The sequence below is a fragment of the Hydrogenophaga laconesensis genome, from assembly GCF_031457235.1.
GTDB classification, from domain to species: Bacteria; Pseudomonadota; Gammaproteobacteria; order Burkholderiales; family Burkholderiaceae_C; genus Hydrogenophaga; species Hydrogenophaga laconesensis.
In genome coordinates this window covers 299,491-314,464 of sequence record NZ_JAVDWE010000002.1, presented here as the reverse complement: position 1 = coordinate 314,464, position 14,974 = coordinate 299,491, and the positions used below count along the sequence as shown (strand labels likewise).

Below are 14,974 nucleotides of genomic sequence, written 5' to 3'. Positions count from 1 at the left end.
TATGATCGCGCCATGCTCCTGCAACGCATCCAGCAACAGTTCATCGACAGCGCCGACCTGAAATACCAGTGTGCGCAGTCCCTGGCCCCGCTGGTGGAATCGGCCATCGCGGCCGTTCTGGCCTGCGTGACCGGCGGCGGCAAGGTGCTGGCGTGCGGCAACGGTGCGTCGGCCGCTGCCGCGCAGCACTTCGCCGCGAGTTTCATGGGCCGCTACGAACGCGAACGCCCCGAGCTGGCGGCGCTGTCTCTCGCGTCCGATGCCGCTGTCCTCACCGGCGTCGCCACCGATTTCGATGCCCGCTCTGTGTTCGCCCGGCAGGTGCGCGCGCTCGGGCAGGCCGGTGACGTGCTGCTGGCGCTGTCCACCAGCGGCAACTCGGCCAACGTGCTCGCCGCTGTCGAGTCGGCGCACGAGCGGGACATGGTCGTGGTCGCGCTCACGGGCGCGCGCGGCGGTCGCCTGGCGCAGCAACTGCGCGATACCGACGTTCACCTGTGTGTGCCGCACGAGCTGCCGGCACGCATTCTGGAGGTGCATCACCTGGTGCTGCACTGCATCTGCGACGGTGTGGATGCCCAGTTGCTGGGCCTGCCCGACGCGTCACATACCCATTTGGAGAGTGCTTCATGACCCGGAAAACCACCGCTTCCCTGCAACGCATCGCTGCCGCCACGCTGGCTGTCGCCGCCCTCGGCGCCACGCTGAGTGCATGCGCCCCCCTCGTGGTGGGGGGCGCTGCGGTGACCGCGCTGGTCGCTGTGGACCGCCGCACCTCGGGTGCGCAACTCGATGACCAGGGCATCGAACTGCGTGCCTCCAACCGCCTGAAGGACGAGCTGGGCGACGCGCATGCACGGTACGCGATCTCCAGTTACAACCGCCGCGTGCTGCTCACTGGCGAAGCCTCGAGCGAGGCGGTCAAGACCAAGATCACGCAGATCGTCTCGGGCGTTGAAAACGTGCGTGAAGTGATCAACGAGCTGGGTGTGACCAGCAGCCCTTCGCTCAAGGAGCGCGCCAGCGATACCCTGATCACGGGGCGTGTGAAGGCCTCGCTGGTGGACGCGAAGGACCTGTCCGCCAGCGCCTTCAAGGTGGTGACCGAGCGCGGCACGGTGTACCTGATGGGTCGCGTGACGCAGCGCGAGGCCGACCGTGCCACCGACATCGCCCGCAACACGCAGAGCGTGGCGCGCGTGGTGCGCGTGTTCGAGATCATCTCCGAGCAGGAACTCGCGAACCTGGGCGCACTCAAGCAGCCCGCACCGGCGAACAGCGGCACCCGTTAAGAACCGGGGGGAGCTGCCGAGGCGGCGCCTTCCAGAACACGGTGGAACCGGCTCCATCGGAGCGGCACGTGTTGCTCCCTTGAGGGGGTGACGTCGCAGGCGGCGCAGGGGGCTATTTCAACCGCTTGATCAGGCTCGATGTGTCGAAGCGCCGGCCGCCCATGGCCTGCACGTCGGCGTAGAACTGATCCACCAGCGCAGTCACGGGCAGCCGGGCGCCGTTGCGCCTGGCCTCGTCGAGCACAAGGCCCAGGTCCTTGCGCATCCAGTCCACGGCAAAACCGAAGTCGAACTTGTCGGCCACCATGGTCTTGCCACGGTTGTCCATCTGCCAGCTCTGGGCGGCGCCCTTGCCGATCACTTCGAGCACCTGGTTCATGTCCAGACCGGCTTTCTGGCCGAACGCGATCGCCTCGGAGAGCCCTTGAACGAGGCCCGCGATGCAGATCTGGTTGACCATCTTGGTGAGCTGGCCCGAGCCGCTGGCGCCCATCAGCGTGAAGGCGCGTGAGAATGCCATCGCGGCGGGGCGAACTGTTTCGAAGGCCGCTGCATCGCCACCGCACATGACGGTGAGTGCGCCGTTCTGCGCGCCGGCCTGGCCGCCCGATACCGGGGCGTCCACGAAGGCAATGCCCAGCGCTCTGGCCGCGCTGTACAGCTCGCGCGCCACATCGGCGGAGGCGGTGGTGTGGTCCACGAAGACGGCCGCAGGCGACATGCCCGCGAACGCACCGTCGGCACCCAGCGTGACCGAGCGCAGGTCGTCGTCGTTGCCGACGCAGGCGAACACGATGTCGGCCCCCTGGGCGGCTTCGCGCGGCGTGGGTTTGTGCGCACCGCCGAACTCCGCCGCCCATGCCGCCGCCTTCGCACTGGAGCGGTTGTAGACGGTGACGTTGTGCCCGGCGCGCGCCAGGTGCCCGGCCATGGGGTAGCCCATGACGCCCAGGCCGATGAAGGCGACCTTGCGGGCAGGCGTGGATTCGTAGGTGCGTTCAGTGATGCTGCTCATGCGGAGAGGTCTTTCATGTGTGTTCCAGAAATGCCGCGGAACTGGCTTGCCCAGGCCGCGGGCATTGCCCCCTTGAGGGGGTGACGCGCGCCTGCGCGGCGCGCGGGGGTGTTTTTACATGATCGTGAGGTGCTCGGTGCCGGCGGCCAGGTCGAGTGACTTGGCGCGCTGGCTGTTGAGCTTGATCTGCAGGCGCAGGTCGTTGAGCGAATCGGCGTTGCGCAGTGCGTCTTCCAGCGTGATGAGGTTGGCCTCGAACGCGTTGAAGAGCGATTGGTCGAAGGTCTGCATGCCCATCTGGGTGCTCTTCTTCATGATCTCCTTGATCTCGGCCACTTCGCCCTTGAAGATCAGGTCGGAGATGAGTGGCGAGTTCAGCATGATCTCGACCGCGGCATGGCGCCCCTTGTTGTCCTGCCGTGGCACCAGGCGCTGCGAGATGAGGGCGCGCAGGTTGAGCGAGAGGTCCATCAGCAACTGGGCGCGGCGCTCTTCGGGGAAGAAGTTGATGATGCGGTCCAGCGCCTGGTTGGCGCTGTTGGCATGCAGCGTGGCCAGGCACAGGTGGCCGGTTTCGGAGAACTGGATGGCGTGCTCCATGGTCTCGCGGTCGCGGATTTCGCCCATCAGGATCACGTCGGGTGCCTGCCGCAGTGTGTTCTTCAGTGCGGCCTCCCAGCTGTCGGTGTCCAGGCCCACTTCGCGTTGCGTCACCACGCAGTTCTTGTGCGGGTGCACGAACTCGACCGGGTCCTCGATGGTGATGATGTGACCATGCGTGTGCTCGTTGCGCCAGTCGACCATGGCCGCGAGCGAGGTCGACTTGCCCGAACCCGTGGCGCCCACCAGGATGCACAGGCCACGCTTGGAGAGCGCCACGTCCTTGAGCACCTGGGGCAAGCCGAGTTTGTCGACCGTGGGCAGCACGGCGGGAATCGTCCGCAGCACCAGGCCGACCTTGCCCTGCTGAATGAAGGCATTCACACGGAAGCGGCCAATGGCTGGCGGCGAAATGGCGAAGTTGCACTCCTTGGTGCGTTCGAACTCGGCCGCCTGCTTGTCGTTCATGATCGATCGCGCCAGCGCCAGCGTGTGCGTGGCGTTGAGCGGCTGTGGCGACACCTTGACGATGGAGCCGTCCACCTTGATGGCGGGTGGAAAATCGGCGGTGAGGAACAGGTCGCTGCCCGAGCGGCTGAGCATGAGCCTCAGCAGATCGTTGATGAATTTCGATGCCTGGTCGCGTTCCATGAATCTCCCCTGTTACCTGCCCTGCTCAGCCCGGGAAGTTTTCCGGGATCTTGGCCTTGCCCCGAGCCTCTGCCGGGCTGATGACGTTGCGTTTGACCAGCTCGGACAGGTTCTGGTCCAGCGTCTGCATGCCCACGCTGTTGCCGGTCTGGATGGCCGAATACATCTGCGCGACCTTGGCCTCGCGGATCAGGTTGCGGATGGCGCTGGTGCCCAGCATGATTTCGTGCGCTGCCACGCGGCCCGAGCCGTCCTTGGTCTTGCACAGCGTCTGAGAGATGACGGCCACCAGCGATTCGGACAGCATCGCGCGCACCATGTCTTTCTCTTCGGCGGGGAACACGTCGATGATGCGGTCGATGGTCTTGGCGGCACTCGACGTGTGCAGCGTGCCAAACACCAGGTGCCCGGTTTCGGCGGCCGTCATGGCCAGCCGGATGGTTTCAAGGTCGCGCATTTCGCCGACGAGGATGGCGTCCGGGTCTTCGCGCAGTGCCGACCGCAGTGCGTTCGCGAAGCTCAGCGTGTGGGGCCCGACTTCGCGCTGGTTGACCAGGCACTTCTTGGATTCGTGCACGAATTCCACCGGGTCTTCGACCGTGAGAATGTGACCGTATTCGGTTTCGTTCAGGTGGTTGACCATGCCGGCCAGCGTGGTGGACTTGCCCGAGCCGGTCGGTCCTGTCACCAGCACCAGGCCACGTGGCCGCAGTGCAAGATCCGCGAAGATCTTGGGCGCGTTGAGTTGCTCGAGCGTGAGGATCTTGCTCGGGATGGTGCGGAACACCGCGCCCGCACCCCGGTTGTGGTTGAACGCGTTCACCCGGAAGCGCGCCAGGCCTTCGATCTCGAACGAGAAGTCGCACTCCAGAAACTCTTCGTACTGCTTGCGCTGGCTGTCGTTCATGATGTCGTAGACCATGCCGTGGACCTGCTTGTGGTCCAGCGGTTCGACGTTGATGCGGCGCACATCACCATGCACCCGTATCATGGGTGGCAGACCGGCGGAGAGGTGAAGATCGGATGCTTTGTTCTTGACGCTGAAGGCAAGCAGTTGGGTGATATCCATCCCAGAGTCCCATGCGGTGTTGAGGTATGACGTCGGATTATGAGCACCATTGAACGCAATCTCCAAGGCTTGAAAGAGCGCATTTCACGTGCTTGTTCACAGGTTGGGCGCGATGGTCGTGAGGTGGTTTTGCTTGCGGTTTCCAAGACCTTCGGACCGGATGCCGTTCGTCAGGCGCAGGCCGCCGGCCAGCGGTGTTTTGGCGAAAACTACGTGCAGGAAGGCGTGGAGAAGATCCTCGCGTTGCGCGAGCCGGGTGTTGCGTCAATGCCAACGCAATGGCACTGCATCGGCCCTTTGCAGAGCAACAAGACACGGCCGGTGGCCACGCACTTCGACTGGGTGCAGTCCGTTGACCGCCTCAAGATCGCAGAACGCCTGAGTGAACAGCGCCCGGAAGCGCTGGCGCCATTGCAGGTGTGCCTGCAGGTGAATGTGGATGGAGGGCTCACGAAGTCCGGTGTGACACCGGTTGAGCTGCCGGCGCTGGCCGAGGCGGTTTCGAGGCTGCCGAATCTGCGCTTGCGCGGCCTCATGTGCATTCCCGAGCCCGCTCCCACCTTCGAGGCACAGCGCGCGGTGTTCCTGCAGGCGCGTGCGCTGTTCGATCAGCTCAACGCCGACGGCTTCGCGCTCGACACGCTGTCGATGGGCATGAGCGACGACCTGGAAGCGGCCGTGTCGGCCGGTTCGACCATGGTGCGCGTGGGCCGCGCCGTGTTCGGCGACCGGCCGCTCAAGCTCACTTCCGTGGCTTGACCGAGCCGCAATCGGCCGAGAGCCACTTGCCTGAGCCATCCATGGTCATGGTCTGCGGCTTGCCCTGGTGCGTGGTGTTCACCACCATCTTCATGGTGTAGGCCGTGTCGCCGCTGAAGGTATAGGTGCCCTCGCCGGACGACGGCGGCTTCTTGCAGACGAAATTCATCTTGAGTGCGTTCGCACTGCGCGAGGTGACGGTGCTGGTGCAGTCACCTTCGCTCTGCATCGGCATGTCCTGTTTGGCGGCCATCTCGGGCGTGATGCACATCTTCATGGCCATGCCACCGCCCGCGCCCGCCGATGGCATGCTCATGCCCTGCTTGGCCAGCATTTCTTCCATCTGCTTGCGCTGCGCGGGTGGCATGCTGGCCATCTGCTGCTGCATCTGCGCCATGGCCTGGTCCATCTGCGGATTCCCGCCCATCTTCTGGTTCATCTCCCACAGACCGGGCTTGATGGTCTGTGCCTGCGCGGCGGCGGAGAGGAAGAGGGCGCTGAACAGCAAAATGCGGGTGGTGCGGGACATGGCGGCTCCGGTGGTGAAGCGCCACATTGTGCTGCGCGGTGCCGTCGTGTCAACGGCGACGGCACTGCGTCACAAGGGCAGCCGCGAACTGTTCTTCACCTCTTCCATCACCGCGTAGGTGCGCGTCTCACGCACACCCGGCAACCGCCACAGCACGTTGCCCGCGAATTCCCGGTAGGCCGCCATGTCGGCCATGCGCGTCTTCAGGAGGTAGTCGAAGCCACCGGCGACCATGTGGCATTCCATGATCTCGTCGCGCACGTGCACGGCCGCCTTGAACTCGTTGAACACGTTGGGCGTGGTGCGGTCGAGCAGCACTTCAACGAAGACCATCATGCCGCGCCCGAGCAGGAGTGGATTGAGCCGCGCTTCGTAACCCAGGATGTAGCCATCGCGTTGCAGGCGCTGGGTGCGCGCCAGCACGGCGGTGGGGGACAGCGCCACCGCTTCGGCGAGCTTGAGGTTGGTCAATCGGCCGTCCGCCTGCAGCAGCTGCAGGATTTTCAGATCGATCCGGTCGGGTTCCTGGATGTCGGGCATGTAGTGAATTATCCGGTTGACGATTTGTTGTTTGGTGAAAAATTTTGTGAATCGAGCGGCACCATGCGTGCATTCACCAATTCTTCGGAGTTTTCATGCCGCGTGCCCAAGACCGTCTGCCCTTTCCCTATCGCCCGGAAGCCGGGGTGCTGGCCCAGCGCCTGAGTGCCTTGCAGGGTGGACTGGACTGGACCGCCGCGGCCGACCAGGCCGCACCCTGGGTGCGGTCCGTGCGCGAGAACCCGCCGCCTTTCTGGGCCATGGAAAGCCTGCTCAAGGAGTACCCGATCTCCAGTGCCGAAGGCCTCGCGCTGATGCGCCTGGCCGAGGCGTTGCTGCGCGTGCCGGATGCCGAGACCGCGATCGCGCTCACCGCCGATCAGCTGGGTCGTGCCGATTTCGACGGTGCGGCCGACTCCACCCTGGCACGGCTGTCGTCCACCGCCATCGCGATGTCGAAACACTTCCTGCCCCAGGCCGGTGGCGAGCCAGGCCTGATGGCCAAGCTGGGTGCGAAGACCGTGGTGGCGGCCACGCTGCGCGCCGTGCAACTGCTCGGGCGCCAGTTCGTGCTGGGGCAGACCATCGAGGAGGGCATGAAAGAGGCCGCCTCGGCCCGCAAGCGCCAGGCGAACCTGCGCTTCAGTTTTGACATGCTGGGTGAAGGCGCTCGCACCGATGAGGATGCCCTGCGTTACCTGGCCAGCTACCAGCATGCCATTGCCGCCATCGCCCGCAGCGCCGATCCGCAACAGCATCCCGCCCGCAACGATGGCATCTCCATCAAGCTCAGTGCGCTGCATCCCCGCTATGAGGACGCGCAGCATGCGCGCGTCATGCGCGAACTGGTGCCGCGCGTGTGGTCGCTGTGCGAAGCCGCCGCCCGCGCCAATCTCAACCTCACCATCGACGCCGAAGAAGTGGATCGCCTGGAGCTTTCGCTGGACGTGTTCGAGGCCCTGGCGGCACAGGTGGCCCAACGTTGCCCGCAGTGGCAGGGTTTCGGGTTGGCGCTGCAGGCCTACCAGACGCGCGCGGTCGAACTGATCGACCATGTGGCGGTGCTGGCCCGCCGGCATGGCGTGAAGTTCATGTGCCGCCTGGTCAAGGGCGCCTACTGGGACGCCGAGATCAAGCGCGCGCAGGAGCTGGGTCTGCCGGGTTACCCGGTGTTCACGCAGAAGCCGCACACCGATGTGAGTTACCTGGCCTGCGCGCGCGCGCTGCTTGATGCGCCCGACGCGATTCACCCACAGTTCGCCACGCACAACGCAGGCACCATCGCCGCCATCCTGCAGATGGCGACCGGGTCGTCCGCCACCTTCGAGCTGCAACGGTTGCACGGCATGGGCGAAGGCATCTACCGTGAGGTGCTGCAGGACCCGGCCGTGTCGTGCCGCGTCTACGCGCCGGTGGGTGCGCACCGCGACCTGCTCGCCTACCTCGTGCGCCGCCTGCTGGAGAACGGTGCGAACTCGTCCTTCGTGCACCAGCTGGCCGACGAATCGGTGGGCATGGACGAACTGCTGGTGTCGCCGCTGGAGTGTTCGCTGCCGGATGCGGTGGCCGGGTCGGGGTTGCCGCTGCCACCGGCTCTCTATGGCGCGGCGCGGCCCAACAGCCAAGGCCTGGACCTGGCCGTGGTGGCTCACCGCGAACCCTTGCTGGCCGCGCATGCCGCGCTGGTGGTGCCCGCCGTTCCCGAAGCCGACGCGGCCAGCGCCGCCTCGGCCGTCGCGCGGGCTGTGCAAGCCTTCTCGGGTTGGAACCACACGCCCGTGGCCGAGCGCGCCGCCACGTTGCGCCGGGCCGCCGACGCCATGCAGCAGCAGATGCCGCGTCTGTGTGCGCTGCTGGTGAAGGAGGCGCACAAGGGATGGGGCGACGCGGTGTCCGAAGTGCGCGAGGCGATCGACTTCCTGCGCTACTACGCCAACGAGGCCGGGCGCGTGATGGCGCCGCAGAACATGCCAGGTCCCACGGGCGAGAGCAACACCTTGCGACTGGAAGGGCGGGGTGCCTGGGTGTGCATCAGCCCCTGGAATTTCCCGCTGGCGATCTTCACCGGCCAGGTGGCGGCCGCGCTGGTGACAGGCAACACCGTGTTGGCCAAGCCCGCTGAGCAGACGCCCGCCATCGCTCAGGAAGCGGTGAACCTGCTGCGCGCGGCCGGTGTGCCTGCCGACGCCCTGCAGTTGCTCCACGGGCCGGGCGAGACCGTGGGCGCGGCCCTGGTGGCGCAGCCGGGCGTGGCCGGCGTGGTGTTCACCGGCTCGACCCAGGTGGCCAAGGTCATCCAGCGCGCCCTGGCCATGAAAGACGGCCCCATCGTGCCCCTCATCGCAGAGACCGGTGGCATCAACGCCATGCTGGTCGACAGCACCGCGCTGCCCGAACAGGTGGCCGACGCAGTGGCGCAGAGCGCCTTCCGCAGTGCGGGCCAGCGTTGCTCGGCGCTGCGCCTGCTGTGTGTGCACGAGGCCGTGGCCGATGGCGTGATCGCAATGATCCGTGGTGCGGCGCACGAACTCGTGGCCGGCGACCCCGGTGACTTCGCGACCGATCTGGGGCCCGTGATCGATGCCGACGCCTTTGATGGCATCGCGCGCCACCTTCGACGCCTCGCCGCCGAAGCCAAACCGTTGCTGGCATCCGCGCCCTCCACGGCGCTGCCACACCTGGTGGCGCCGCAGATGTTCGAGGTACGGTCGATCACCGAAGTGACGCAGGAGATCTTCGGACCGGTGCTGCAGGTGGTGCGCTGGACGGGTGATCCGATGGCCGTCATCCAGCAGGTCAACGCCCTGGGCTATGGCCTCACGCTCGGCATCCAGACCCGCATCGACAGCCGGGCGCAGGCGCTGGCGGGGGCTGCACGCGTGGGCAATGTCTATGTGAACCGCAACATGATCGGTGCCGTGGTCGGCGTGCAGCCGTTCGGTGGCGAAGGCCTGAGTGGCACGGGCCCGAAGGCAGGTGGGCCGAACTACCTGCCGCGCTTCTGCGCCGAACAGACGCTGACCATCAATACCACGGCAGCCGGTGGCAATGTGGCGTTGTTCACGGGCTGAACGGGGGGCTTGCGTTCACGCCAGCACCAGCATGCCGGCCGTGGGGTTCTGCAGCAGCGCGTCCAGCGCCTCGATGGGCAAGGGCTTGGCAAACAGGTGGCCCTGGAACTGGTCGCAGCCCTGGTAGGCCAGGAAATCGCGCTGCTCCTGGGTTTCCACGCCTTCGGCCACGACCTGCAGGCTCAGACTCTGTGCCAGCGCGATGATGGCACGCGAAATCGCCGCGTCGTTCGGGTCGGTCAGCACGTCGGCGACGAAGCCCTTGTCGATCTTGAGCTGGTCCAGTGGCAGGCGTTTGAGCACCGAGAGCGAAGAGTAGCCGACGCCAAAGTCGTCGAGCGAGAGCGTCACGCCCAGGGCCTTGAGCATGCCCATCTTGTCGATGGTGATCTCCATGCGGTCGGCCAGCAGGCTTTCGGTGAGTTCGAGTTTGAGCCGGTGCGGGCGGATGCCGGTGCGCGTGATCGCCGCCATCACCATGTCGACGAAGTCCGGGTGGCGGAACTGGCGCACGCTCACGTTCACCGCGATGCTCAGGTTCGAAGTCTGCGGCCGGTCGGCCCAGGCCGCGAGCTGTTCGCAGGACTTCTCGAGCACCCACTGGCCCAGCGGCAGGATGAGCCCGGTGTCTTCGGCCACCGGGATGAAATCGGCCGGGAAGATGAGGCCGCGTTGTGGGTGCTGCCAGCGCACGAGCGCCTCCACCCCGGTGATCACGCCGACACGGTCCACCTGGGGCTGGTAATGAACGACGAATTGCTCTTCATTCAGTGCCACGCGCAGATCGGAGCCCACCGTGGCATTGGCGGTCACCGTGGCCTGCATGTTCGGGTCGAAGAAGCAGAGCGTGTTGCGCCCCAGCGACTTGGCCTGGTACATGGCCAGGTCGGCCTGCTTCAGCAGCTCGCCCACGTCGTTCTGCTGCCCGTTGAACGAGGTCACTCCGATGCTGGGTGTGGTGAAGTGCTGGTGGCCGTTGAGCTGGAACGGCTCGCGCAGCGTGTTGAGCACCTTCTCGGCGAGTGCGGTCGCCTTGAAGGCGGCGGCATCCGGGTCGGTGCTGAGGTCGTCGACCATCACCACGAACTCGTCGCCACCCAATCGCGCCACCATGTCGGTCTTGCGCACGCTCTTGGTGAGACGCGCCGCCACCTTCTGCAGCAACTGGTCGCCCATCTGGTGGCCCAGCGTGTCGTTGAGGATCTTGAAGTTGTCGAGGTCGATGAACATCAGTGCACCATGCTGGCCAGAGCGGGCGCTCGCGGCCAGGGCCTGCTGCAGGCGGTCCAGCAGCAGTTGCCGGTTGGGCAGGTCGGTCAGCGCATCGTAGAAGGCCAGGTGGCGGATCATGTCCTCGGCGGTCTTGCGCTGCGTGATATCCCGCCCGACTGCCACCCAGTGCGTCACCTCTTCGGCGGTGGCCTGCACCGACACCACTTCCAGCTCCACCCAGAACATCGCGCCATTCTTTCGCCGCACCATCAGCTCGGTGCGCGCCTGCTGGGTCTGCTGCAGGCCCAGCGCGAGCTCGCGCAGCTTCGGGATGGCGGGGTCCAGCTCGAGCAGCATGCGCGGCGTCTGCCCCAGCACCTCCGCGCGGCTGTAACCGGTGTGCTGTTCGAATGCATCGTTCACGAACACGATGCGCGGTTCCGTGTCGTTGGTGCCTGCGCCGGTTTCAGCGATTGCGACGATGTCGTTGAGCCGGGACACGCTGGTCTCCAGCAGCATGAGCTGTTCCTGCGAGCGGCGCCGTTCGGTGACGTCACGGAAGTACACGGCGAGGCCTTCGGCGAAGGGGTAGGCCCGCACCTCCAGCCACTTGCCCAGCGTGGGGAAGAAGTCTTCCAGTTCCACGCGGCGGTTCGTGTTGAGCGACCTGGTGAGCTGGTCCTTGAGGCGCTGAGCGAGGCCGGCGCTGAAGCCCTGCCATACTTCCAGGCCCAGCAGATCTGCTGTGCTCTTCTGCAGCAGCCGCTCGCTCTCCTGGTTGAGGTAGGTGAAGCAGCACTGTCGATCCAGCGTGACGAACGCCTCCGTGATGCTGGCCAGCGTCGTGGTCAGTCGCATGGCGAGGCGCAGTGTGTCCTGCTGCGCCTGCTTCTGGGCAGAGATATCCTGAATCGCACCCTGGATGCGCACGATCTGCCCGTTGGCGCGTCGCACGGCGGTGCCCACAGTGCGCACCCATTTGGGCACGCCGCCATCGACGACGACCTGGATTTCCTCGTCGAACCCTTCGCCTTGCTGCGCGCAACGCTCCAGCCGCTGACGGATGCCGTTGCGCCACTCCGGGGCATATCGCTGCACCATATCCTCGAGGCTGCGGATCTGGTGACGGCCGGTCAGGCCGAGGATCGTGGCGAACTCGTCCGAATGGACCACCTCTCGGGTGGAGAGCTGCAGCGACCAGCTGCCCGCGCCCGCGGTGTGTTCGGTCAGATTCAGCCGGCTTTCGCTCTCACGCAGCACATTGGCGTTGTATTGCTCACTCTGCTCACAGCGGCGCGCCAGCGCCAGCACGTCAGCGGCATGCTGGGCCAGCAGCTGCAGTGTGGCGTCACTGACGGGCTCCCGGGCGTCGCGGCCCAGCAGCAGCAGGCCCGATTGCCCCACTACATCGAACACCGGCAGCCAGTGCCTGTACCGGAAAGGGGCTTCGGCCTCGGCCAGCACGCGCTCGCTGTCCGTCCTGGTTTTCAGTAGCGGTGCGCAGGCCCCCAGTGACTGTGTCGTCTCTTCAGGCGTCAGGCCGTGCGAGCCCAGCAGCAAGGGCGGCTCGTGCGACATGTCGACCAGCAAGGCGGCGTCGGCGGCCGCGAACTGCGCGGCCATCTGCGTCAGGCGGTCCAGTTCGCTGCGCTGGGTGGGCACCATCCAGGCGCCCGTGCGCTCGGAGGCCGGTTCGGCGTTCAAGGGGGGGCGGTTGTCGGGAGCGGGGCGCATGGGGGTGGGGTATCGGTTCGGTCCAGGGCGCAGCATACAGACGGCTTGTCATCGGACGTACATCCGCCGTGCCCAAGCTGTCCTCTGACGCGTGAACTTCTGCACGGCCTCCCCAAATGTGGGGAAAGTTTGTAACGAAAATGTTGGATCTTGTTGCTTATGTTCTAACATCGGGCCATGCAGGCGCAAGGCTGTCGTTTTGAACCTCCGGTCCCATCGCATCGCCATCATCGAACCAGGAAGGGTTGATTGTGAGCACACTCGCAGAACTCAGGCAATACAGTGACGTGGCCAGCCTGAAGTCCGCGTTGCACCAGCTGTGCAGCGAGTTCGGGCGTATCACGCGGCTCGACATCCTGACCGCCATGCACGAGGGCACCAAACAGGCGATCTGTTTCCTTCGCATGGAGCGGCCTGAGCAGGAGCAGGTGCTCATGAAGAGCCTGGGCGTGGGCCGTTTCGGCGGCGAGGTGGTGTTCGTGCTCAACCTCAACATGCCCGTGGCGGCCGAGGACGGCCCGTCGTCCCAGTGGGCCGATTCCGACATCTACTGATCGCGGTCCCCACGCCCGGCGTTTCATGGCCTCGGGCGCTTGCCTCGCCCTGTCTCCCGATTGACCCCTGCGCGCCCTGCGGCCGCGCAGAATCCGCGCATGAACTCCCTGCGCTCTCCCCTGGCTGCCCAGATCGTCCAATGGCTCGTGGCACCCGGTGATCGGGTGCGGCAGGGTGATGTGCTGGTCGTGCTGGAGGCCATGAAGATGGAGCACGAACTGCGGGCGGACGCACCCGCACGCGTGCTCGAACTGTTGTTTGCCGAGGGGGAGGTCGTGCAGGCGGGCGACATTCTGCTGCGAGCCGAAGCCGTGCACGATCCGGCGCCTCCAGGCGCACGAGACACAAGCGTCGCCGACGTGCCGCAAGCGGCGGGGGTGAGACCTGACCTGCAGCGGCTGCAGACCCGCCTGGGCCGCACCCTCGACAGGGCGCGGCCCGAGGCGGTGGCCCGTCGCCATGCGCTGGGGCTGCGCACGGCTCGGGAAAACATCGCCGACCTGTGCGACGAGGGCAGCTTCATCGAGTACGGCGCGCTCGCGGTGGCGGCCCAGCGAAGCCGCCGCAGCGAGGAAGACCTCATTGCCCATACACCCGCCGACGGCATGGTCACCGGGATTGGTTCGATCAACGCCGCTCAGCACGGTGCCGAGCGATCGCGCGCGGCGGTGCTGGCCTACGACGCCACCGTGCTCGCTGGCACGCAGGGCATGCGCAACCACCAGAAAACCGACCGGCTCCTGGGCATCGCGCTGTCGCAGCGGCTGCCTGTGGTGTTGTTCGCCGAAGGCGGTGGTGGCCGGCCTGGCGATACCGACATGCCCATCGTCGCCGGCCTGCATGTGGGCACTTTCGGTGCGTTCGCCCGGCTTTCAGGGCAGGTGGCGGTGGTCGGCGTCGTCAGCGGTCGTTGCTTCGCCGGCAACGCGGCGCTGCTGGGCTGCTGTGACGTGGTGATTGCCACGCGAGGCAGCAACATCGGCATGGGCGGACCGGCCATGGTGGAGGGCGGCGGGCTGGGTGTGTTCAAACCCGAGGAGATCGGGCCCAGCGCGGTGCAGCACGCCAACGGCGTGATCGATGTGCTGGTGGAGGATGAGGCCGGTGCGGTGGCTGTGGCGCGCCAGTACCTGTCGTTCTTCCAGGGCCCGGTGGACGATGCTCCTGCCCCCGATGTCCTCGCCCTGCGTGAGGTGGTGCCCGAGAACCGGCTGCGCGTGTACGACACCCGGGCCGCGATGGACGCGCTCGTCGACGTCAGCAGCCTGTTGCCGCTGCGCACCGGTTTTGGCGCCGGCATCCATACCGCGCTGGCGCGCATCGGTGGTCGCCCGGTGGGGTTGATGGCGAACAATCCCCTGCACCTGGGGGGTGCGATCGACGCGGACGCGGCGGACAAGGCGGCGCGGTTCCTGCAGCTTTGCAATGCGCATGGCCTGCCCATCGTGAGCCTGGTCGACACGCCCGGCTTCATGGTGGGGCCGGACACCGAGGCCCGCGCGCAGGTGCGTCACGTGAGCCGGCTGTTTGTGGTGGCGGCCGATCTGCGCGTCCCCTTCTTCAGCGTGGTGCTGCGCAAGGGCTACGGGTTGGGTGCGATGGGCATGACGGCAGGGGGCTTCCATGCGCCGGCCTTCACCGTCGCCTGGCCCACCGCCGAGTTCGGTGCCATGGGGCTGGAGGGCGCGGTTCGCCTGGGGTATCGCAAGGAGTTGGAGGCGGTACCGGAAGGGTCGCAACGCGATGCCCTGTTCGAGCGGCTGCTGGCACAGCAGGTGACCAACGGATCGGCGGAGCAGATGGCCACCACGCTGGAAATCGACGCGGTGATCGATCCGGCACACACGCGGGACTGGCTGCTCAAGGGGTTGGCGGGCGCGAAGGTCTCGGAGCCCCGCCCGGGGCGCTTCATCGATACCTGGTGAAACGGCGGGGGGCGCCGCCGGT

The 14,974-nt window shown here is 66.4% G+C and carries 12 protein-coding genes; 6 read left to right on the top strand and 6 right to left on the bottom strand.

All coding sequences use genetic code 11. From position 1 onward, the window contains the following. Positions 1 to 12 precede the first annotated feature (12 nt). Together J2X09_RS05845 and J2X09_RS05840 are read left to right on the top strand one after the other, a co-directional pair. The gene (locus J2X09_RS05845; RefSeq protein WP_204732698.1) at positions 13 to 633 is read left to right on the top strand and encodes an SIS domain-containing protein; all 621 of its coding nucleotides are present in this window, start codon (positions 13 to 15) and stop codon (positions 631 to 633) included. Further along, on the top strand, positions 630 to 1,292 hold the full coding sequence (locus J2X09_RS05840; protein WP_204732699.1) for a BON domain-containing protein: 663 nt from the start codon (positions 630 to 632) through the stop codon (positions 1,290 to 1,292). Before J2X09_RS05845 ends, J2X09_RS05840 begins: the two co-directional genes overlap by 4 nt. Positions 1,293 to 1,404: 112 nt before the next feature. On the opposite strand, the gene J2X09_RS05835 is transcribed toward J2X09_RS05840, so the two are convergent. The 3 genes from J2X09_RS05835 to J2X09_RS05825 all read right to left on the bottom strand — a co-directional run bounded on the left by J2X09_RS05835 (position 1,405) and on the right by J2X09_RS05825 (position 4,627). Next, the gene (locus tag J2X09_RS05835) at positions 1,405 to 2,307 is read right to left on the bottom strand and encodes an NAD(P)-dependent oxidoreductase (RefSeq protein WP_204732700.1); all 903 of its coding nucleotides are present in this window, start codon (positions 2,305 to 2,307) and stop codon (positions 1,405 to 1,407) included. Positions 2,308 to 2,421: 114 nt separating this feature from the next. After that, positions 2,422 to 3,558: a PilT/PilU family type 4a pilus ATPase gene (locus tag J2X09_RS05830; protein ID WP_204732701.1), complete on the bottom strand. Its 1,137-nt coding sequence runs from the start codon at positions 3,556 to 3,558 to the stop codon at positions 2,422 to 2,424. Positions 3,559 to 3,583: 25 nt separating this feature from the next. Beyond that, on the bottom strand, positions 3,584 to 4,627 hold the full coding sequence (locus J2X09_RS05825) for a type IV pilus twitching motility protein PilT (RefSeq protein WP_204732702.1): 1,044 nt from the start codon (positions 4,625 to 4,627) through the stop codon (positions 3,584 to 3,586). 39 nt (positions 4,628 to 4,666) lie between these two features. Here J2X09_RS05825 and J2X09_RS05820 point away from each other — a divergent pair, with 39 nt between their 5' ends. Then, positions 4,667 to 5,386, top strand: a complete 720-nt coding sequence (locus J2X09_RS05820; RefSeq protein WP_204732703.1) for a YggS family pyridoxal phosphate-dependent enzyme — start codon at positions 4,667 to 4,669, stop codon at positions 5,384 to 5,386. Here the strand turns inward: J2X09_RS05820 and J2X09_RS05815 are convergent. Then, a complete protein-coding gene (locus tag J2X09_RS05815) occupies positions 5,370 to 5,915 on the bottom strand; it encodes a DUF3617 domain-containing protein (RefSeq protein ID WP_204732704.1) in 546 nt (181 codons plus the stop codon). The genes J2X09_RS05820 and J2X09_RS05815 overlap by 17 nt on opposite strands. A 69-nt stretch (positions 5,916 to 5,984) precedes the next feature. After that, entirely contained in the window at positions 5,985 to 6,455 is a 471-nt protein-coding gene (locus tag J2X09_RS05810) for an Lrp/AsnC ligand binding domain-containing protein (protein WP_204732705.1), read from the bottom strand. A gap of 95 nt (positions 6,456 to 6,550) precedes the next feature. Between J2X09_RS05810 and putA the strand changes: the two genes are divergently transcribed. Further along, positions 6,551 to 9,526, top strand: coding sequence for a bifunctional proline dehydrogenase/L-glutamate gamma-semialdehyde dehydrogenase PutA (gene putA, locus J2X09_RS05805; RefSeq protein ID WP_204732706.1), 2,976 nt, complete (start codon positions 6,551 to 6,553; stop codon positions 9,524 to 9,526). A 15-nt stretch (positions 9,527 to 9,541) separates the two neighbouring features. Here putA and J2X09_RS05800 read toward each other — a convergent pair whose 3' ends face one another. Continuing rightward, complete coding sequence (locus J2X09_RS05800; RefSeq protein WP_310307712.1) at positions 9,542 to 12,442, bottom strand: sensor domain-containing protein; 2,901 nt, start codon at positions 12,440 to 12,442, stop codon at positions 9,542 to 9,544. Between the two features lie 281 nt (positions 12,443 to 12,723). Between J2X09_RS05800 and J2X09_RS05795 the strand changes: the two genes are divergently transcribed. Next, positions 12,724 to 13,026, top strand: coding sequence for an RNA-binding protein (locus J2X09_RS05795; RefSeq protein WP_204732707.1), 303 nt, complete (start codon positions 12,724 to 12,726; stop codon positions 13,024 to 13,026). Between the two features lie 108 nt (positions 13,027 to 13,134). Continuing rightward, on the top strand, positions 13,135 to 14,952 hold the full coding sequence (locus J2X09_RS05790; protein ID WP_310307816.1) for a carboxyl transferase domain-containing protein: 1,818 nt from the start codon (positions 13,135 to 13,137) through the stop codon (positions 14,950 to 14,952). Positions 14,953 to 14,974 lie beyond the last annotated feature (22 nt).

Excerpts from the sequence above, each read along its gene's own strand:
- J2X09_RS05840 (WP_204732699.1), top strand. The coding sequence starts at position 630 with ATGACCCGGAAAACCACCGCTTCCCTGCAACGCATCGCTGCCGCCACG.
- J2X09_RS05810 (WP_204732705.1), bottom strand. The coding sequence starts at position 6,455 with ATGCCCGACATCCAGGAACCCGACCGGATCGATCTGAAAATCCTGCAG.
- J2X09_RS05820 (WP_204732703.1), top strand. The coding sequence starts at position 4,667 with ATGAGCACCATTGAACGCAATCTCCAAGGCTTGAAAGAGCGCATTTCA.
- J2X09_RS05830 (WP_204732701.1), bottom strand. The coding sequence starts at position 3,558 with ATGGAACGCGACCAGGCATCGAAATTCATCAACGATCTGCTGAGGCTC.
- J2X09_RS05845 (WP_204732698.1), top strand. The coding sequence starts at position 13 with ATGCTCCTGCAACGCATCCAGCAACAGTTCATCGACAGCGCCGACCTG.
- J2X09_RS05825 (WP_204732702.1), bottom strand. The coding sequence starts at position 4,627 with ATGGATATCACCCAACTGCTTGCCTTCAGCGTCAAGAACAAAGCATCC.
- putA (WP_204732706.1), top strand. The coding sequence starts at position 6,551 with ATGCCGCGTGCCCAAGACCGTCTGCCCTTTCCCTATCGCCCGGAAGCC.
- J2X09_RS05815 (WP_204732704.1), bottom strand. The coding sequence starts at position 5,915 with ATGTCCCGCACCACCCGCATTTTGCTGTTCAGCGCCCTCTTCCTCTCC.
- J2X09_RS05835 (WP_204732700.1), bottom strand. The coding sequence starts at position 2,307 with ATGAGCAGCATCACTGAACGCACCTACGAATCCACGCCTGCCCGCAAG.